The organism is Enterobacter cloacae complex sp. CDL013 (genome assembly GCF_049238805.1).
GTDB classification, from domain to species: domain Bacteria; phylum Pseudomonadota; class Gammaproteobacteria; order Enterobacterales; family Enterobacteriaceae; genus Enterobacter; species Enterobacter hormaechei_C.
The window spans coordinates 157,252-175,602 of record NZ_JBMKGT010000002.1 but is presented as its reverse complement, the minus strand read 5'-3'; the positions used below and the strand labels follow the sequence as shown (position 1 = coordinate 175,602).

Annotated in this window: 17 protein-coding genes and 6 tRNA genes; 13 read left to right on the top strand and 10 right to left on the bottom strand. The window is 53.1% G+C overall.

Annotated elements, in window-relative coordinates:
• Positions 1-38: 38 nt before the first annotated feature.
• The 3 genes from ACOTXD_RS03885 to ACOTXD_RS03875 form a co-directional block, all read right to left on the bottom strand.
• Positions 39-2,228, bottom strand: a complete 2,190-nt coding sequence (locus ACOTXD_RS03885; protein WP_421766371.1) for an EAL domain-containing protein — start codon at positions 2,226-2,228, stop codon at positions 39-41.
• A 211-nt stretch (positions 2,229-2,439) separates the two neighbouring features.
• Positions 2,440-2,515, bottom strand: a tRNA-Ala gene (locus ACOTXD_RS03880).
• A 41-nt stretch (positions 2,516-2,556) separates the two neighbouring features.
• A tRNA-Ala gene (locus tag ACOTXD_RS03875) sits at positions 2,557-2,632 on the bottom strand.
• A 217-nt stretch (positions 2,633-2,849) separates the two neighbouring features.
• Between ACOTXD_RS03875 and ACOTXD_RS03870 the strand changes: the two genes are divergently transcribed.
• Positions 2,850-3,209: a YfeC-like transcriptional regulator gene (locus tag ACOTXD_RS03870; protein WP_003861339.1), complete on the top strand. Its 360-nt coding sequence runs from the start codon at positions 2,850-2,852 to the stop codon at positions 3,207-3,209.
• Position 3,210: 1 nt separating this feature from the next.
• A complete protein-coding gene (locus ACOTXD_RS03865; RefSeq protein ID WP_017383469.1) occupies positions 3,211-3,597 on the top strand; it encodes a YfeC-like transcriptional regulator in 387 nt (128 codons plus the stop codon).
• 52 nt (positions 3,598-3,649) lie between these two features.
• On the opposite strand, the gene gltX is transcribed toward ACOTXD_RS03865, so the two are convergent.
• On the bottom strand, positions 3,650-5,065 hold the full coding sequence (gene gltX, locus ACOTXD_RS03860; RefSeq protein ID WP_003861336.1) for a glutamate--tRNA ligase: 1,416 nt from the start codon (positions 5,063-5,065) through the stop codon (positions 3,650-3,652).
• A 258-nt stretch (positions 5,066-5,323) separates the two neighbouring features.
• Between gltX and ACOTXD_RS03855 the strand changes: the two genes are divergently transcribed.
• The 5 genes from ACOTXD_RS03855 (at position 5,324) to ACOTXD_RS03835 (ending at position 6,180) form a co-directional block, all read left to right on the top strand.
• Positions 5,324-5,399: transfer RNA gene (locus tag ACOTXD_RS03855), tRNA-Val, on the top strand.
• A 41-nt stretch (positions 5,400-5,440) separates the two neighbouring features.
• Positions 5,441-5,516, top strand: a tRNA-Val gene (locus ACOTXD_RS03850).
• 29 nt (positions 5,517-5,545) lie between these two features.
• Positions 5,546-5,621: transfer RNA gene (locus ACOTXD_RS03845), tRNA-Val, on the top strand.
• Positions 5,622-5,625: 4 nt separating this feature from the next.
• Positions 5,626-5,701, top strand: a tRNA-Lys gene (locus ACOTXD_RS03840).
• A 137-nt stretch (positions 5,702-5,838) separates the two neighbouring features.
• Positions 5,839-6,180 (top strand): FlxA-like family protein, encoded by a 342-nt coding sequence (locus ACOTXD_RS03835; protein WP_003861333.1) that lies wholly within the window; start codon positions 5,839-5,841, stop codon positions 6,178-6,180.
• Here the strand turns inward: ACOTXD_RS03835 and ACOTXD_RS03830 are convergent.
• Positions 6,171-7,112, bottom strand: coding sequence for a LysR family transcriptional regulator (locus ACOTXD_RS03830; RefSeq protein WP_003861331.1), 942 nt, complete (start codon positions 7,110-7,112; stop codon positions 6,171-6,173). The two genes, ACOTXD_RS03835 and ACOTXD_RS03830, sit on opposite strands and share 10 nt — an antisense overlap.
• Positions 7,113-7,201: 89 nt before the next feature.
• On the opposite strand from ACOTXD_RS03830, the gene ACOTXD_RS03825 reads away from it, so the two are divergent.
• A complete protein-coding gene (locus ACOTXD_RS03825) occupies positions 7,202-8,197 on the top strand; it encodes a bile acid:sodium symporter family protein (protein ID WP_003861330.1) in 996 nt (331 codons plus the stop codon).
• Here the strand turns inward: ACOTXD_RS03825 and ACOTXD_RS03820 are convergent.
• The 3 genes from ACOTXD_RS03820 to zipA all read right to left on the bottom strand — a co-directional run bounded on the left by ACOTXD_RS03820 (position 8,194) and on the right by zipA (position 11,508).
• On the bottom strand, positions 8,194-8,409 hold the full coding sequence (locus ACOTXD_RS03820; RefSeq protein ID WP_003861328.1) for a DUF3820 family protein: 216 nt from the start codon (positions 8,407-8,409) through the stop codon (positions 8,194-8,196). The two genes, ACOTXD_RS03825 and ACOTXD_RS03820, sit on opposite strands and share 4 nt — an antisense overlap.
• A 1-nt stretch (position 8,410) precedes the next feature.
• Positions 8,411-10,426: an NAD-dependent DNA ligase LigA gene (gene ligA / locus ACOTXD_RS03815; protein ID WP_126501123.1), complete on the bottom strand. Its 2,016-nt coding sequence runs from the start codon at positions 10,424-10,426 to the stop codon at positions 8,411-8,413.
• Between the two features lie 68 nt (positions 10,427-10,494).
• Positions 10,495-11,508 carry a cell division protein ZipA gene (gene zipA, locus ACOTXD_RS03810; RefSeq protein ID WP_047055413.1) on the bottom strand — a complete coding sequence of 338 codons (1,014 nt, stop codon included), beginning with the start codon at positions 11,506-11,508 and terminating at the stop codon, positions 10,495-10,497.
• A 229-nt stretch (positions 11,509-11,737) separates the two neighbouring features.
• Between zipA and cysZ the strand changes: the two genes are divergently transcribed.
• The 5 genes from cysZ (at position 11,738) to crr (ending at position 16,533) form a co-directional block, all read left to right on the top strand.
• Entirely contained in the window at positions 11,738-12,499 is a 762-nt protein-coding gene (gene cysZ / locus ACOTXD_RS03805) for a sulfate transporter CysZ (protein ID WP_045343934.1), read from the top strand.
• A 163-nt stretch (positions 12,500-12,662) separates the two neighbouring features.
• On the top strand, positions 12,663-13,634 hold the full coding sequence (cysK, locus tag ACOTXD_RS03800; RefSeq protein ID WP_006811453.1) for a cysteine synthase A: 972 nt from the start codon (positions 12,663-12,665) through the stop codon (positions 13,632-13,634).
• 317 nt (positions 13,635-13,951) lie between these two features.
• Positions 13,952-14,209, top strand: a complete 258-nt coding sequence (ptsH, locus tag ACOTXD_RS03795) for a phosphocarrier protein Hpr (protein ID WP_000487600.1) — start codon at positions 13,952-13,954, stop codon at positions 14,207-14,209.
• A gap of 46 nt (positions 14,210-14,255) precedes the next feature.
• Complete coding sequence (ptsI, locus tag ACOTXD_RS03790) at positions 14,256-15,983, top strand: phosphoenolpyruvate-protein phosphotransferase PtsI (RefSeq protein ID WP_003861318.1); 1,728 nt, start codon at positions 14,256-14,258, stop codon at positions 15,981-15,983.
• A 40-nt stretch (positions 15,984-16,023) separates the two neighbouring features.
• The gene (crr, locus tag ACOTXD_RS03785; RefSeq protein WP_003861316.1) at positions 16,024-16,533 is read left to right on the top strand and encodes a PTS glucose transporter subunit IIA; all 510 of its coding nucleotides are present in this window, start codon (positions 16,024-16,026) and stop codon (positions 16,531-16,533) included.
• A 44-nt stretch (positions 16,534-16,577) separates the two neighbouring features.
• Here crr and pdxK read toward each other — a convergent pair whose 3' ends face one another.
• Together pdxK and cysM are read right to left on the bottom strand one after the other, a co-directional pair.
• On the bottom strand, positions 16,578-17,414 hold the full coding sequence (gene pdxK / locus ACOTXD_RS03780) for a pyridoxine/pyridoxal/pyridoxamine kinase (RefSeq protein WP_003861313.1): 837 nt from the start codon (positions 17,412-17,414) through the stop codon (positions 16,578-16,580).
• Between the two features lie 5 nt (positions 17,415-17,419).
• A complete protein-coding gene (gene cysM, locus ACOTXD_RS03775) occupies positions 17,420-18,331 on the bottom strand; it encodes a cysteine synthase CysM (protein WP_045337257.1) in 912 nt (303 codons plus the stop codon).
• Positions 18,332-18,351: the final 20 nt, after the last annotated feature.

Here is an 18,351-nt window from a genome sequence, read left to right as displayed (position 1 = left end):
CGCGTAATAAAAACCGGGAGTCCTCGCTCCCGGTTTTTTTATGCTTCCAGCGCCGTCAGAGGCTGGGGTTTACCAATCAAATAGCCCTGCAAATAATCTACGCCAAATCGCAACAACATCTCGCGTTGTTCAGCCGTTTCCACATATTCAGCCACCACACACAGCGATTTCGTTTTTGCCATGTTGCAAATGGACTGCACGATCATCGCATCCATGCTGTCGGTGCAGATATCTTTCACGAAGCAACCATCGATCTTAATGATATCGGCCTCCAGCCGCTTCAGGCGCTCAAAGTTGGCATAGCCGGTACCAAAGTCGTCTATGGCAATGCGGAAGCCGTAATCACGCAGCTGCTGAATATTTTTGATGCTGCTTCCCGAGTCTGAGAAAGCCTGTTCCTCGGTGATCTCAATGATGATATTTTGCGGCGCAATGGCGTAGCGTTCAAAAAGCGCGATGATCTCAGCCGCAATCTCATTTTGCATCAGCGTCAGCGGCATTAGATTGACGGAGAAGCGCGTTCCTGCACGTCCGGACGGATGGCTGCGCATCCACATCAGCAATTTTTCCAACACGTTCAGGTCAAACCGGTGGCTCAGGTTAAACTGAGCAATCAGCGGAATAAAGCGGTCAGGGGTGATGATCTCGCCATCGCTTTCCAGCCTGGAGAGGATTTCAAAGTACCCTTCTCCGCGCGCGTTGTGAATTGGCTGGGCGTAAAGGTGAAGACCGCCGATATCAAGGGCGCGTTTTATGCGGGCCAGCATTAGCACCCTGTCCGTCGTCTGACCAGAGACATCATCCAGACTGTTGGTTAACGCCAGAACGTTATGCCCGCCACAGGATTGCTCGGACAGCCAGCTCAGCTGACCCAGCGTGTGGTGCAGGCTTTCCCCATCCGGCACTTCGCCCCAGGAGGCGCCAAACTCAATGTCGAGCTCAGTCTTGTTCCAGACAATCTTACGGCTGTTCAGATGATCAACCATATATTGCAGACGTTCAGCCGTGCCCGGACCCAACAAGACCACCACCAGCTCACTGCCTGGCAACTGAAAGAGCTTCTCGTCTTTTTGCAATAACGGTTGCAGCGACGCGGTGATCATCTTTTTACAGTGTACACGCATGAGGATGCCGTAATGACGGCTCAGAAATTCCAGATTATCCAGGCGCAGGCAGCAGATTTTGGCTTCGGGATGGTGCTGTAAAAACACTTCCAGCGCACGAATGTTAGGCAGACCGGTGAGCGGATCGGTAAGCGCCCTCTCCTGCCACCCCTGTTTCAGCCATTCACTTTTCTGATAGATCCGCGACATGTAAAGCAGGCAGATGGCGAAAGAGATCAGTACCGACAAGATAAAGGAGAGCGAGTGGCCCGATTCAACGCCATTAAGAAAATTATAATTGTAGGTCAACAGCATGAGCGCCGAGGCCGCCCAGAGTAAAGAGATGAGCGCATAGCTCAGACGACCAATCCCCAGGGTAAAAAGAATAAAAACGATTGGCATCAAATAACCAGCAATAAACTGTGACTCGAAAGGCGCGCACAAAATAGCGATCATCGAGACCAACAGCATCAGCCACACAACGATAAATAACACTTTTTTGTGACAAAAGAGGGGCTTCACGCTTCGCCGCCAGAATGTTCGGGCATACCGGGGATTAATTATCATTCTTAACGGGTAGTAGAACATCATGGTGAAAATCAGGGCGGCACAAATCAGGCTTTGAATATCGATAACGTTATAAATTGCAGAGCCTTCGCCGAAATAGGAGGAGATTGTCACCGGAAAATCAAATAAATATCCCGCCAGATACATCGATAATTTGATGCCTACAGGAACCACAAATCCGAGCCAGAAAATACGTATACCGATGTACTTATTCGGGATGCTGTGTCGCCAGCGTTTGCCCAGCATCAGACGGATGACGCCACAGGCAGCGAAGACGGCAAACGTCTGACAAATTAATAACACGGAAGATTGTAGTAATGCTAAATCAAAGTAATAAATGTTAGTAACACTAAATCCAATCAGTAAAGGAATGATTGCCCGACGTCCAAATAACAATACGATGGCGAGTATGGCGCTTAAGGGCAACCACGCTAAATAAACATCATTTTCGTTGACGATAGCGCGCGGGGAGATATAACGGGAAAAGGGGATCGTAATCAGGCTTAACGCCAGGACAATCATAAATATTTTTACATTATTGTAAATTTTTCTATTCATTAATCCGTGTGATCTATTTAACCATCGTCTTATTGACCGGATGGATAATAGGTTTATTAATTGCACGAATCAAGTTCAGGTCTATTTATAGACTTGTTTATTGATTTGGATTGAGGTGATGTATAGAAAACGACATTGCTGGCAACAAAAAGAGTCTAAACATTTTACAAGATATAAAAAAACCCCCGTCTTGCGACGAGGGTTTAAATTTTGGTGGAGCTAAGCGGGATCGAACCGCTGACCTCTTGCATGCCATGCAAGCGCTCTCCCAGCTGAGCTATAGCCCCACATGTTACTTTACCTACCGCACTCTGTTGGGTTCAGAGTTTGGTGGAGCTAAGCGGGATCGAACCGCTGACCTCCTGCATGCCATGCAGGCGCTCTCCCAGCTGAGCTATAGCCCCGTCGTAAAGCTGTCATGTTGACGGGCGGCATAATATGAATTCCGCCGCAGAGTGTCAACGGCAAATTCAACCTCCGCCTTTCAATCGCCGAAAAATCATGCAAATGAATCACTTTGCGAGCCTGCTCGCAGCCAGGAGTTAAGCTTGTCACGTTTTCACGTAAAACGGTGCTATAAAATGAACCACTAATTAACCCCACAGATATTCAGGAAATTGTATGATCAAGGAACGAATGACGCCAGAAGAGTTAGCCCTGCTGACTGGCTATAGCCGACAGACCATCAATAAATGGGTACGCAAAGAGGGTTGGATTACATCGCCAAAGCCAGGCGTTCAGGGTGGCAAGGCGCGTCTGGTACACGTCAATGAAAAAGTGCGCGACTTTATTCGCAGCGCGCGCAGGGCTACAGAGACGCCGGAACTGCCAGATACGTACCACGAGGGCTCGCTTCATGCCCTGCTCCTGACGCTGGCGAATGAAATGACGCCGGAAGAGCAAAAGCAGATGACATCGCTGTTACTGCGGGAAGGGATTACCGGCTTGTTACAACGTTTAGGGATTCGCGACCAACGCTGATATGAAAAGATTACGCAGCAAAATGACCACGGAAGAGCTGGCGGACAGTCTGGGCGTAGCCCGACAAACCGTTAATCGCTGGATACGACAGAAGGGATGGAAAACGGAAGGTATCAACGGTGTAAAAGGCGGAAGAGCGAGGGTGATATGTATTGATGCGCACGTTAAGGAGCACATCATTAGCCTTCCTGCCATTCGTAACCGTCGGGCTGTTTACCATGTGGCGGAAAGCCCTTCCCACTACGGCGTGGCAACCTCATCCAGCCTGCTTCCACAAATTATCGACTCGCTGGAAAACATGACGACTGTCGAACAGGAACGTTTGCACAAGTTGCTCGCTCGTGAAGGGTTGCAGGGTTTTCTCACGCGTCTTGGTATTGCTGAATAACAGGCATAAAAAAACGGCAGGTTACCCTGCCGTTTTTTGTATTACACGAGCATTACTGCTGGCTTTCGCGCTCAGCAATAAAGTCCAGCGCTTTGTTGATACGCGCAACGCTACGTGATTTGCCGATGGCATGAACGGTCACGTCCAGCGCCGGAGACTGGCCTGCCCCCGTCACCGCAACGCGCAGCGGCATACCGACTTTACCCATGCCAATTTCCAGCTCATCAGCGGTAGCCTGAATCGCGTGGTGAACATTTTCCGCAGTCCATTCGGTAATGGCTTCGAGTTTGTCACGCACCACTTCCAGCGGCTGACGCGCAACCGGACGCAGGTGTTTCTTGGCCGCGTCGGCGTCGAACGCGTCAAACTCTTCATAGAAGTAACGGCAGCTTTCAGCAATTTCTTTCAGCGTTTTGCAACGCTCGCCAAGCAGCTTCACCAGATCCGCCAGTTCAGGGCCCGTACGGGTATCGATGTTTGCCTGTTCAATGTGCCATTGCAGATAAGTCGCTACATATTCTGGCTGCATGGTATTGATGTAGTGATGGTTCAGCCACAGCAGTTTGTCAGTGTTGAACGCGCTGGCTGATTTGCTGACCGAGTTCAGAGAGAACAGCTCGATCATCTCTTCGCGGCTGAAGATCTCCTGGTCACCATGAGCCCAGCCCAGACGCACCAGGTAGTTCAGCAGCGCTTCCGGCAGATAGCCGTCATCACGGTACTGCATCACACTCACCGCGCCATGACGTTTGGACAGCTTTTTACCGTCGTCACCGTTGATCATTGATACGTGCGCATATACCGGTACAGGTGCGTTCAGCGCTTTCAGAATGTTGATCTGACGCGGGGTGTTATTGATATGGTCTTCACCACGGATCACGTGAGTGATTTCCATATCCCAGTCGTCCACAACTACGCAGAAGTTATAGGTTGGCGATCCGTCAGTACGACGAATGATGAGGTCATCCAGCTCCTGGTTGCTGAATTCGATCGGACCACGGATCTGGTCATCAAAGATAACAGAGCCATCCTGCGGGTTAGCAAAACGCACTACGCAAGGCTCGTCAGCAGCATGCTCGCTGTGGTCATGGCGGCAACGACCGTCATAACGCGGTTTTTCGCCTTTTGCCATTTGCTCTTCGCGCAGCGCATCCAGACGCTCCCTGGAGCAGTAACACTTATAGGCCGTGCCTGCCACCAGCATCTCGTCAATTACGGCGTTATAGCGGTCAAAACGTTTGGTCTGGAAGTATGGGCCTTCGTCCCACGCCAGATTCAGCCAGTTCATCCCATCCATAATGGCTTCAATTGCTTCCGGCGTTGAGCGCTCCAGATCGGTGTCTTCAATACGCAGCACAAACTCACCGTTGTTGTGACGTGCGAAAAGCCAGGAGTAGAGAGCGGTACGTGCACCACCGACATGCAGATAGCCTGTCGGGCTCGGCGCGAAGCGAGTTTTGATTTTCATGAAATGGCCTTACGTTATAAAGATGCCGGTAATCGGCAAATTCCGGGAAGAAAACAATGGGCAATATTCTATCACTGTGGGCCGATTCCTCAATGTCGATCACTTTATCCGGTTCGAGATTGCTGTTTTTGTTTATAAATCATGCGCCACAGTCCGTTTTGCGATCGTTTTGACTAATTTTACGACGAACGAATAAAAACTTTAGAAAATGCGTTGACTCATTTTCAACTCTCCCTATAATGCGACTCCACACAGCGGGGGTGATTAGCTCAGTTGGTAGAGCATCTCCTTTACACGGAGGGGGTCGGCGGTTCGAGCCCGTCATCACCCACCATCTACTTAGGTAGACTCGCAGTGTAGATAAGAATTGAGATTGGGCGATTAGCTCAGTTGGTAGAGCATCTCCTTTACACGGAGGGGGTCGGCGGTTCGAGCCCGTCATCGCCCACCATTCTCACCTTATCGCAGCAGTTCCGAAATGGGCGATTAGCTCAGTTGGTAGAGCATCTCCTTTACACGGAGGGGGTCGGCGGTTCGAGCCCGTCATCGCCCACCATTTCGGGTCGTTAGCTCAGTTGGTAGAGCAGTTGACTTTTAATCAATTGGTCGCAGGTTCGAATCCTGCACGACCCACCAATGTAAAAAAGCGCCCTAAAGGCGCTTTTTTGCTATCTGCGACATAGCACATCCCCATTGCAGCCAGACCGCTTGTTTTACTCAAGCTCACGCCTTCTTTGCCGATACCTCTATTTTATGGCGAAAAGGATCTCAATATGACAACTCTTAAGCCCGTTTCTCTGTCGGCGATGGAAATCGGCAGCGTAGATAACAGCTCCGGCGGAAACGACATTGCTTCTCAAATCACCCGTCTGACCAAACAGATAACGAAAGTCACTCAGCAGCTCAAAGAAGTGGCCATGGGTGATGCCACAGCAGAAGAAAAGCAAAAGCAGCAAGAATTACTCGAATCTCAGCTGGCTATGTTGCAGGCACAGCTGGCGCAATTGCAGCGTCAGCAGGCCGAAGAGGCGATGCCAAAGCAGGAAAAAGGTGAGGCAGTCGCGGAAGGCATCAATAAGCCCTCCGCAGAACATCAGATTAATATCTACGTCTGATTATTGGTTTCGTTAAAAAGCGGATCACGTGTGCGGGCCTCCATCAAACGTTCGGCCTGCATACGCACCACATCCCAGCAGGCATGCGCCGCGCCGGAAAGAGACCTGTTTTTACGGCGTACCAGCATCAGCTGGCGTTCGACACAGGGTACGAAACGCTTCACCGTTAAACGACTCCCCTGCGGCAGTGGCAGCGCCAGCGCCGGCAGAACGCTGATGCCAATCCCCGCTTCGACCATGGGGAACAGCGTGGCAGGATGCCCGATCTCCTGCACAATGGTTGCCTTAACACCCTGCGCGGTCAGTGCGGCATCTATCAGCGGGCGGCTGCCTGATGCATAATCCTGTAACACCAGGTTTGCCCCCTGCAAGGCCTGCCAGGCCACCTGCGGCAGCGATGCCAGAGGATCATCATCGCGGCAGAGCAATAAAAAGGGCTCCGAGAGTACCACTTCACATTCCAGGTCGCTTACCGCTCCGGGATCAATAACGATGCCAAAATCCACATCCCCCTGACGGATACTCTCAAGTACCCACTGCTGCGGCCTGTCATGCAAAACAAAATCAATATCCGGATAGCGGTGATTACTTTCAGCGATGCACTGGGGAATAAGATGCGCCGAAATCGTCTGGCTCGCCGCCACTCTCACGGTGCCGGAAAGCTGTTGTCCGAGCCGGCCGACATCCCTGAGCGTACTGTTCAGTTCATCCAGCAGCCTCTCCAGACGCATTGCCAGCTGCTGTCCCGCTTCGGTGAGCACCACTTCTCGCGTCGTGCGGTCGAGCAGCTTCACGCCCGTTTGCGTTTCAAGCTCCTTAACGCTATGGCTCACCGCCGACTGGCTGAGGCCAATGATCTCCCCTGCCCGGCTAAAGCTGCGGGCCTGCGCGACGGTGACGAAAACGCGAAGCTGACGTAACGAATAATTCATCTGTTTAATTCATGAATGGATGCAATAAATCAATTTTATTTCTCAAAGGGAAGAAAGCACAATAGCGGCATCTGTTTTCAGGAGTGATTATGAAACTTTTTCGTATCCTTGATCCGTTTACGCTGACCCTGATTGGTGTCGTCTTGCTGGCCTCGTTCTTCCCGGCGCGGGGCAGTTTCGTTCCGGTTATTGAAGGACTGACCACGGCAGCTATTGCCCTGCTGTTCTTTATGCATGGCGCCAAACTCTCCCGGGAAGCCATTATTGCAGGCGGTAGCCACTGGCGACTGCATCTGTGGGTAATGTGCAGCACTTTTATCCTCTTCCCGGTTCTGGGCGTTCTGTTCGCCTGGTGGGCGCCGGTGAATGTCGATCCGGCGCTGTATACCGGTTTCCTTTATCTGTGCATTTTGCCGGCCACCGTGCAGTCTGCAATTGCCTTTACCTCGCTGGCGGGCGGTAACGTCGCGGCGGCGGTTTGTTCTGCTTCCGCTTCCAGCCTGCTCGGGATCTTTGTTTCACCGCTGCTGGTCGGTCTGCTGATGAACATGCACGGGGCGGAAGGCAATCTGGAGCAGGTGGGTAAAATTTGTCTGCAACTGCTGCTGCCGTTTGTGCTCGGACACTTATCCCGTCCCTGGATTGGGGAGTTTGTGGCGAAACATAAAAAATGGATCGGGAAAACGGACCAAAGCTCCATTCTGCTGGTGGTTTACACGGCCTTCAGCGAAGCCGTGGTGAACGGCATCTGGCACAGGGTGGGTGCTGGATCGCTGCTGTTTATTGTGGTGGTAAGCATCGTTCTGCTGGCCATTGTCATCGCGGTTAACGTCTTTGTGGCCCGCAAATGCGGCTTCAACAAGGCCGATGAAATCACCATTGTATTTTGCGGATCGAAAAAGAGCCTCGCCAACGGGATCCCGATGGCCAATATCCTGTTCCCGACGTCCGTCATTGGGATGATGGTGTTGCCGCTGATGATTTTCCATCAGATCCAGCTGATGGTGTGTGCGGTACTGGCGCGGCGTTACAAGGCGCAGACTGAAAAGCTGGCGCAGGAAGAGACCCACGCCGCGAAAGTTTAAGGACGTTTCAGGGGCTGAACCAGCTGGGTCAGCCCCTCTGTTTTGATCAGTAACGTGATAGCCATCAGCTCGCCCAGACGCCCGGCGGGGAACTCATCCTTACGGGCAAACCACAGCAGATACTCTTCCGGTAAATCAATCAGCCTGCGACCCTTATATTTACCGAACGGCATCTCTGTATTGGCGATCTCAACGAGCTGCTCTTTTTCCACGTCACTCTCCTAACAGGCGCATCATTTCCGCTTCGTCGATTACCTCGATGCCAAGCTCCTGCGCTTTTGCCAGCTTCGAACCGGCCGCTTCCCCGGCAATCACCAGGTCGGTTTTCTTCGATACGCTGCCCGCCACTTTTGCCCCCAGCGCCACCAGGCGCGCTTTCGCGTCATCGCGTGAAAGCTGACTTAGGCTGCCGGTCAGCACCACCGTTTTACCGGCAAACGGACTGTCGATCTCTTCGGCATTAACCACTACCGGTGCGGGCCAGTGAATGCCCTGTTCCAGTAATTTACCGATCACTTCACGGTTGCTCTCTTCGGCGAAGAAGTTGAAAACGTGGGTGGCGACCACAATGCCGACATCAGGGACTTTCTGTAGCTCGTCGATGGTGGCTTTCTCCAGCGCGTCCAGCGTGCCGAAATACGCCGCCAGCCCTGCCGCCGTCGCCTCTCCGACTTCACGAATGCCGAGCGCGTAAAGGAAACGGGCAAAGGTGGTGTTTTTGGCCGCCTCGAGCGCGTTAACAATGTTCTGGGCAGATTTCGGTCCCATACGATCAAGACCGGTCAGCTTACCTGCCGTCAGGGTAAAGAGGTCCGCAGGCGTATGGACGTACTCTTTCTCAACTAACTGGTCGATAATCTTGTCACCCATTCCGTCCACGTCCATCGCCCGGCGGGAGACGAAGTGCTTCAGGGACTCTTTACGCTGCGCGCCGCAGATTAACCCGCCCGTACAGCGCGTTACCGCTTCACCTTCCACGCGCTCAACGTCAGAACCACATACCGGACAGTGGGCTGGAAACTCTATGGCACGGGTGTCGGCAGGACGTTCAGACTCCACAACGTTAACCACCTGTGGGATCACATCACCCGCGCGGCGAATCACCACTTTGTCACCAATTCGCAGCCCCAGACGCGCAATTTCATCGGCGTTATGCAGCGTGGCGTTACTTACCAGCACGCCAGCCACCTGCACAGGCTCCAGACGCGCCACAGGCGTAATGGCCCCCGTACGTCCGACCTGAAACTCCACGTCGCGAACGAAGGTCATCTGCTCTTGCGCCGGAAACTTAAAGGCCACCGCCCAGCGTGGCGCACGGGCCACAAATCCCAACTGTTCCTGCAACACCAGCGAATTAACCTTGATCACCACGCCGTCAATATCAAACCCGAGCGTGGGACGAGCTTCTTCAACCTTGTGATAGAACGCCAGCACCGCCTCCGGAGAGTCGCAGAGCTGCACGCGGTTGCTTACCGGTAATCCCCACTCTTTGAACTGCATTAAACGACCCAGGTGGGTATCTGACAGGTCACCGCCTTCCAGGATCCCGACGCCGTAGCAGAAGAAAGTAAGCGGTCGCTTCGCGGTGATACGCGGATCGAGCTGACGCAGCGAACCTGCCGCCGCGTTACGCGGGTTAGCAAACACTTTCCCGCCGGTACGACGCGCTTCTTCGTTGATCTTCTCGAAGCCCGCCTGCGGAAGGAACACTTCCCCGCGCACTTCCAGCCGGGCGGGAATGTTATCGCCACGCAGTTTCAGCGGGATCGCACGAATAGTGCGCACATTGGTGGTGATGTCTTCCCCGGTAGTGCCGTCGCCGCGCGTTGCGGCACGCACCATCACGCCGTTCTCATAAAGAATACTGACGGCCAGACCATCCAGCTTTAGCTCGCAGCACCAGCTCAGATTGTCGACGCTCTTCAGGCGATCCTGCACGCGCTTGTTGAAAGCCAGAAAACTCTCTTCATCAAACACGTTATCCAGCGACAGCATCGGCACTTCGTGGCGCACCTGGCTGAAAGCGCCCAGCGGTTCCGCACCGACGCGCTGCGTTGGAGAATCGGGCGTAATCAGTTCGGGGTGCTGCGCTTCCAGCTCGCGCAGTTCACGCATCAGGCGGTCATACTCCGCATCCGGCACTTCCGGTGCGTCCATAACATGATAGAGATATTCATGATGGCGAAGCGTGGTTCGCAGTTCAGTAAGTTGTTGTTCGATTGAGTCCATATCGCACCATCAATGAGAAAAACCCCCGACAGGCGGGGGTTGAGGAGGAGTTGAAGTTAACGCGACGATTACGCGTTCGCTTCCTTAACTTCGCGGATGCGGTCCTGATACTCGCGCAGTTTCTGCGGCGTCATCATTCGACGCTGATCGTCGAGCACCACACCGCCCACTTCGTCGGCGATGTGCTGAGCGGACTGTAGCATCAGCTTAAAGTTTTGCAGCTCGTCACCGTAGGACGGCACCTGCATAAAGATCGTAACGCCTGGCGTGACGAAATCACCGGTCATTTCCGGGTCAAACGTGCCTGGATTGACCATATTGGCCAGGCTGAACAGCGCCGGACCGCTGCCGTCAGGACTCAGGTGGCGATGGAAAATATTCATGTCGCCGAACTTGAAGCCTGCCTGTTGGATGCTGTTAAGCAGCACATCACCGTTCAGATGGGTGCCATGATGAGCAGCCACGTTCATAATGATCACCGCTTCTTTACGCTGCGGCTTTTCAACAACCGGTTCTGGCTCTGCAACCGGCTCTGGCTCAGCGCGCGGGGCGGGCTGTGGCGCAGGCGGTTCAGGCTGCGGCTGCGGTTGTTGTACCGGCTGCGGCTGCTGAACAGGCTGTGGCTGATGCACTGGCTGTGGCTGATGCACTGGCTGTGCAGGCTGTTGGACAGGTTGCGGCTGTACAGGCTGTGGCGCAACGGGCTGCTGTTGCACAGGCTGGTGCGGCGGATGACGAACAGGTTCTTCCACTGGCGGCGGCGCTGGCTGGCGCGGCTGGGCAGAGGCATACGGTGGTTGATACTGGTGCTGCGGAGCGCGGGGGGCTTCATGCTCTCCATGCGCTGCGCCGGGCGCAGTATTGACCCGATGAACACGAACTTCACCCACGCCGTCGTCGTCAAGACCGTCGATGTCGTCTTCAACGTCATCGTCGTCACGACTGGACTTCATGCGCTTCAGTGGACGATCGCGAAACATAGAGGAACGCTCTTTACGGCTGGTCCAGAAACCATGTACCAGTAAAGCGATTATGGCGATCGCGCCAACAATGATTAATATCAGACGCAAATCCTGCATCATTATATTCTCTGTTGTTCTAACACCTTGCCACCACGGCAAACATTTACTCACTAAGAGTATTTGCCGTTTACGTCAAGTGCAAGTGTATGCAGAGCATTCACAGCATAAAGATGAACTAAATCGTGCTTTTTGCTGGTTTTTCGAACATTTCCGAACTGGTCATTGGCCCGTAACTGGATAATATAGGCGGGCAATTCCACTGGTTGTGTAAAAAGGAGTACAGCCTGGTATGGTTTCAACATCTTCTTCTGCCCCACGCAGCGGGGTCTGGTACTTTTCTCAGGGCTGGAAACTGGTCTCCCTGCCGGGCATTCGACGCTTCGTTATTTTGCCGTTACTGATCAACATTATTCTGATGGGCGGGGCCTTCTGGTGGCTGTTCACCAGACTGGAAACGTGGATCCCTTCCCTGATGAGCTATGTGCCGGACTGGTTACAGTGGCTAGACTACCTGCTCTGGCCGATTGCGGTTATCTCCGTGCTGCTGGTTTTCGGCTATTTCTTTTCGACGATAGCAAACTGGATAGCCGCGCCGTTCAACGGTCTGCTGGCCGAACAGCTTGAAGCGCGCCTGACCGGTGCGACGCCACCTGACACGGGCGTATTGGGGCTCGTGAAAGATCTCCCCCGCATCATGAAGCGTGAATGGCAGAAGTTCGCCTGGTACCTGCCGCGGGCGATTGTGCTGCTTATCCTTTATTTTGTACCCGGGATTGGCCAGACGGTCGCGCCCGTGCTGTGGTTCCTGTTCAGCGCCTGGATGCTCGCTATCCAGTACTGTGATTATCCGTTCGATAACCACAAAGTGCCGTTTAAAGAGATGCGCACTGCCCTGCGCACTCAGAAGGTTGCCAATATGCAGTTTGGCGCGCTGACCAGCCTGTTCACCATGATCCCTTTCCTGAATTTGTTCATCATGCCCGTTGCCGTATGCGGCGCGACGGCGATGTGGGTGGACTGCTACCGCGCTAAGAACGCGTTATGGAAGTAATGCAAAAATGTGTAAAAGAGGGGTGGCTTATGCCGCCCCTTATTCCATACTGATCCCCATTATTTCCTTGCAGCATATAGATATGCGATTTCCTTACTTCCCCATACCTGTTCAACAGGTATGCTGGGTCGGTATCCCAATTTCATACAGTTAAGGACAGGCCATGAGTAAGATTTATGAAGACAACTCGCTGACTATCGGTCATACGCCCCTGGTTCGACTGAACCGTATCGGTAATGGACGCATTCTGGCGAAGGTCGAATCTCGTAACCCAAGCTTCAGCGTTAAATGCCGTATCGGTGCGAATATGATTTGGGATGCTGAAAAGCGTGGCGTGCTGAAACCTGGCGTTGAGCTGGTTGAACCCACCAGCGGCAATACCGGTATCGCTCTGGCCTATGTTGCGGCGGCGCGTGGCTATAAGCTGACGCTGACTATGCCTGAAACCATGAGCATTGAGCGTCGTAAGCTGCTGAAAGCGCTGGGTGCGAACCTGGTCCTGACCGAAGGCGCGAAAGGCATGAAGGGCGCGATTCAGAAGGCCGAAGAAATCGTCGCCAGCGATCCTGCAAAATATCTGCTGCTCCAGCAGTTCAGCAACCCGGCCAACCCGGAAATTCATGAGAAAACCACCGGCCCGGAAATCTGGGAAGATACCGACGGTCAGGTTGATGTGTTTATCTCCGGCGTAGGCACCGGCGGTACGCTGACCGGGGTGTCTCGCTATATTAAAGGCACGAAAGGTAAAAAAGATCTGATTACCGTTGCCGTTGAGCCAACCGACTCGCCGGTTATCGCTCAGGCGCTGGCAGGCGAAGAGATCAAACCAGGTCCGCACAAAATCCAGGGTATCGGGGCTGGCTTTATTCCAGGCAACCTCGATCTGAAGCTGATCGATAAAGTGGTCGCCATTACCAATGAAGAAGCCATCTCTACGGCGCGTCGCCTGATGGACGAGGAAGGCATTCTGGCGGGTATCTCTTCCGGTGCGGCGGTTGCGGCAGCGCTCAAACTGCTGGAAGACGAAACCTTTACCAATAAGAACATTGTGGTTATCCTACCGTCTTCGGGTGAGCGTTACTTAAGCACAGCACTGTTTGCCGATCTCTTCACAGAGAAAGAACTGCAACAGTGATGCCAGCATGTTAAAAACGCATAAAAAAGCACCTTTTCAGGTGCTTTTTTGTGGCCTGCTTCAAAGTTTTACCCCTCCTGGCATTGCTTCACCCCGTTGGGTCTGGTATTTAAACCAGCAATTATTTTGATGCGCGAAATTAATCGGTGAACGAAATAGCGCTGCTGAATCGATTTTATGATTTGGTTCAAGTCTTGCTTTCACTGCATAATGTTTAATGACGATTGAAACGTCAGCGCTAACTATACAGGCTAAAGTTAAGTCGCCAGGCTAGACTTTAGTTCCACAACACTAAACCTATAAGTTGGGGAAATACAATGTTCCAGCAAGAAGTTACCATTACCGCTCCGAACGGTCTGCACACCCGCCCTGCTGCTCAGTTTGTTAAAGAAGCGAAAGGCTTCACTTCTGAAATCACTGTGACTTCCAACGGCAAAAGCGCTAGCGCAAAAAGCCTGTTCAAGCTGCAAACTCTGGGCCTGACTCAGGGTACCGTTGTTACCATCTCCGCTGAAGGTGAAGACGAGCAGAAAGCAGTTGAGCATCTGGTTAAGCTGATGGCTGAACTCGAGTAAGTTTACCGGGGTTCTTTTCAATATCAGTCACAAGTAAGGTAGGGTTATGATTTCAGGCATTTTAGCATCCCCGGGTATCGCTTTCGGCAAAGCATTGCTGCTGAAAGAAGACGAAATCGTCATTGACCGGAAAAAAATTTCTGCCGACAAGGTTGATCAGGAAGTTGAACGTTTTCTGAGCGGTCGTGCCAAGGCATCTGCGCAACTGGAAGCGATTAAAACTAAAGCTGGCGAAACTTTCGGTGAAGAAAAAGAAGCCATCTTCGAAGGGCACATTATGCTGCTCGAAGATGAGGAGCTGGAGCAGGAAATCATAGCCCTGATTAAAGATAAAGGCATGACAGCCGACGCGGCTGCGCATGAAGTTATCGAAGGTCAGGCATCTGCCCTGGAAGAGCTGGACGATGAATACCTGAAAGAACGTGCGGCTGACGTACGTGACATCGGTAAGCGCCTGCTGCGCAATATCCTGGGTCTGGCCATCATCGATCTGAGCGCGATTCAGGACGAAGTGATCCTGGTTGCCGCTGACCTGACCCCGTCTGAAACCGCACAGCTGAACCTGAACAAGGTGCTGGGTTTCATTACTGATGCAGGTGGACGTACTTCCCACACCTCTATCATGGCGCGTTCACTGGAGCTGCCAGCCATTGTGGGTACCGGTAGCGTTACCTCTCAGGTTAAAAACGACGACTATCTGATTCTGGATGCCGTAAACAATGTGGTTTACGTCAACCCAACTAACGATGTGATCGAGCAACTGCGCGCCGTTCAGGAGCAGGTTGCTACCGAGAAAGCGGAACTCGCTAAACTGAAAGATCTGCCAGCCATCACGCTGGACGGCCATCAGGTTGAAGTGTGCGCTAACATCGGTACCGTACGTGACGTTGACGGCGCTGAGCGCAACGGCGCGGAAGGTGTGGGTCTGTATCGTACTGAATTCCTGTTCATGGATCGCGACGCTCTGCCAACGGAAGAAGAGCAGTTTGCAGCGTACAAAGCGGTTGCGGAAGCGTGCGGCTCGCAGGCGGTTATCGTCCGTACCATGGACATCGGTGGCGACAAAGAGCTGCCGTACATGAACTTCCCGAAAGAAGAGAACCCGTTCCTGGGCTGGCGTGCCGTGCGTATCGCCATGGATCGCAAAGAGATCCTGCGTGACCAGGTTCGCGCTATTCTGCGTGCCTCCGCTTTCGGTAAACTGCGCATCATGTTCCCGATGATCATCTCTGTTGAAGAAGTGCGTGCACTGAAGAAAGAGATCGAAATCTACAAACAGGAACTGCGCGACGAAGGTAAAGCATTTGACGAAACCATTGAGATCGGCGTGATGGTGGAAACACCGGCAGCCGCGACCATTGCGCGTCATTTAGCCAAAGAAGTTGATTTCTTTAGTATCGGTACCAATGATTTAACGCAGTACACCCTGGCAGTTGACCGTGGTAATGATATGATTTCACATCTCTACCAGCCAATGTCACCGTCCGTACTGAATTTGATCAAGCAAGTTATTGATGCTTCTCATGCAGAAGGTAAATGGACTGGCATGTGTGGTGAGCTTGCAGGCGACGAACGTGCTACACTTCTGTTGCTGGGTATGGGTCTGGACGAATTCTCTATGAGCGCCATTTCCATCCCGCGCATTAAGAAGATTATCCGTAACACGAACTTCGAAGATGCGAAGGTGTTAGCAGAGCAGGCTCTTGCTCAACCGACAACGGACGAGTTAATGACGCTGGTTAACAAGTTCATTGAAGAAAAAACAATCTGCTAATCCACGAGATGCGGCCCAATTTACTGCTTAGGAGAAGATCATGGGTTTGTTCGATAAACTGAAATCTCTGGTTTCTGATGACAAGAAAGACTCCGGAACTATTGAGATTGTTGCTCCGCTCTCCGGCGAGATCGTCAACATCGAAGACGTGCCGGATGTAGTGTTTGCTGAGAAAATCGTTGGTGATGGCATTGCTATCAAACCAACTGGCAACAAAATGGTTGCTCCAGTTGACGGCACCATCGGTAAAATTTTTGAAACCAACCATGCGTTCTCTATCGAATCCGATAGCGGTATCGAACTGTTCGTTCACTTCGGTATCGACACCGTTGAACTGAAAGGCGAAGGCTTTAAACGTATCGCGGAAGAAGGCCAGCGTGTTAAAGTTGGCGACCCGGTAATTGAATTCGATCTGCCACTGCTGGAAGAAAAAGCGAAGTCTACCCTGACTCCGGTTGTTATCTCCAACATGGACGAAATCAAAGAACTGATCAAACTGTCTGGCAGCGTTACCGTGGGTGAAACCCCGGTTATCCGCATCAAGAAGTAATTCTTGCCGCACGGTAAAATGGCGCCTTCGGGCGCCATTTTTGTTTATGCAGGCAGGATAAGCTCGTCATAGCCTTTCGACTGCGTATAGATCATCACGTCAGTCACCCTGTCGCCCGCCATGCGAATGGCGTCGGCCACGGTTTTACCCCCGACGATACCGCTCACCAGCTCCGAACAGAACAGATCCCCCGTCCCTTTCAGGTCCGTCTCAACGCGCGGGTGTGCGCTTACGGTAACGCCCTCCTCGCTTACCAGCACGACGTGGATATTTTGCGGATCGTCAGCCACTGGCGCACTAGTGATAGCCACCCATTTCAGCGAGTTGGACAGCAGCCCCTGCGCGGCGGCAATGGCGCTCTCCGGCGTACGGCACGGTTTGCCGCTCAGCACTTCCAGTTCATACACGTTGGGCGTAATGCCCTGGGCCAGCGGGAGCAGATGCTCACGGTAAGCTTCAGGAATATCCGGCTTCACGTACATCCCGCTGTCGATATCCCCGATTACCGGGTCAACCAGCACCAGCAGATCGGGATGTTGCACTTTGATCGCCTTCAGCCACTGCGCCAGCAGCACGATCTGGCTGGCACTGCCCATATACCCTGTTGTCACCGCTTTTAACTCGCGTAAAATCTCACGCTCTTCCAGCGCCTTCAGGTAGCCGCTGAACCACTCGTCCGGGATCACCCCGCCGTAGAAGGTGTCGTAGTGTGGCGTATTGCTGAACAGCACCGTCGGCACGGCGGTAACGTTCAGCCGGTGGGTGCGAATATTCGGCACCGCGATGCTGTTTCCCACGCTGCCGTACACCACCTGCGACTGTACGGCGACAATATCGGTTTGCTGCGCCCGGGTGTTATCCCGGAATAAAATCATCTCCATGACGCTTAAATCCCCGCCCCCTGCGAATAACTCTCTTCACCAAAGACGCCGGTAGACAGGTAACGGTCGCCGCGATCGCAAATAATCGCTACGACCACCGCTCCCGGCGTGGACTCAGCCACCCGGATCGCGCCCGCTACGGCACCGCCAGAGCTGACGCCGCAGAAGATGCCTTCACGTACGGCCAGCTCACGCATGGTATTTTCCGCCTCGCGCTGATGAATATCCAGCACCTGGTCCACAAGCTGCACATTAAAGATGCCCGGCATATACTCCGCCGGCCAGCGGCGGATGCCCGGAATACTGCTCCCCTCTTCCGGTTGCAGGCCGACAATCGTCACTGGCTTATCCTGTTCACGCAGAAAGCGTGACACACCGGTGATCGTGCCCGTGGTCCCCATGCTGGAGACAAAGTGGGTGATGCGCCCGGCGGTTTGCTGCCAGATTTCCGGGCCGGTGGTGGTGTAGTGCGCGTACGGGTTGTCCGGGTTATTAAACTGGTCGAGCAGCTTGCCTTCCCCGCGCTCCGCCATCGCTAACGCTAAATCTCGCGCCCCTTCCATCCCCTGCTCTTTGCTCACCAGAATCAGCTCGGCCCCGTAGGCACGCATGGCGGCACGGCGCTCCTGGCTCATGTTATCCGGCATCAGCAGCTTCATACGATAGCCTTTCAGGGCGGCTATCATCGCCAGTGCGATACCGGTGTTACCGCTGGTGGCTTCGATCAGCACATCGCCGGGCTTTATCTCGCCGCGCTTTTCGGCCTGAACAATCATCGACAGCGCCGCCCGGTCTTTCACCGACCCCGCCGGGTTATTGCCTTCAAGTTTGACCCAGATTTCGCTGCCGTTGTCACACCCCATGCGCTGAAGTTTGACCAGAGGGGTGTTGCCGATGGTGTGTTCGAGTGTATTCACGATTTTTACTCAATAAAAAG